Origin of the sequence: Mesorhizobium sp. M7A.F.Ca.US.006.04.2.1 (assembly GCF_004022915.1) — a bacterium.
In the GTDB taxonomy this organism is placed as follows: domain Bacteria; phylum Pseudomonadota; class Alphaproteobacteria; order Rhizobiales; family Rhizobiaceae; genus Mesorhizobium; species Mesorhizobium ciceri.
This window is the reverse complement of the sequence record NZ_RZQA01001535.1, coordinates 1-651: the sequence shown is the minus strand read 5'-3', so window position 1 is coordinate 651 and position 651 is coordinate 1. Positions and strand designations below refer to the sequence as shown.

Genomic DNA, 651 nt, shown 5'->3' with positions numbered 1-651 from the left:
CTTGGCACGCTTCAGATGTCCGCCGACGATGTCGGCCATCGCCTGTTCGGCGGCCTCGGTTGCCTGCAGGAACGCGCCCGGGGGCAAGGCGACAGCGACGCTGCCGAACATGACCACCGGCTTTTTCGGCTCGATAATGATTTCGTCATCGATGGACAGCCTGGCAAAGCCCTGCGCCATGACGAAGTTAGCCGCGATCCGGCGCTGGTGCTCCCCGAGCTTGCCGGATTCGTGAACCGCGACATCGAGCCCCGAACCGGTCACGGTGACCGCCAGCCGGAACGATTTGGTGGTTGCGCAGACCAATTCGGCGAGCGCCCTCAAGCGATCGAGGGCGGCAACGATCTCCGGCAGCGAGATCGGGCATTCCGATATGGCGACGATCTCCGGCGACAGATGGCGATGGAAGCCGAGCAGCATGCCTGTCTCGGTGCGCCGGGCGGCAAGCACGACACGGCGGCGCGTCTGCGGTGCGCAGGCGACCAGGTCACCGATCTCGCAATCGATGCCCTTGCCCTTCAGGGTGTGCGCCACTTTTTCGCGCTTCCACCGGCGATAGGCTTCGGCTTCGAAATGCTGGAGCGCGCAACCGCCGCATTCGGTGAAGTGGCGGCAGGCGGGATCGATGCGCAGCGGCGATGCTTCCAGCAC

The 651-nt window shown here is 65.3% G+C and carries 1 pseudogene; it reads right to left on the bottom strand.

From position 1 onward, the window contains the following. Window positions 1-651 (bottom strand): annotated as a pseudogene (locus tag EN925_RS38580) (class I SAM-dependent RNA methyltransferase); the annotation flags it as partial.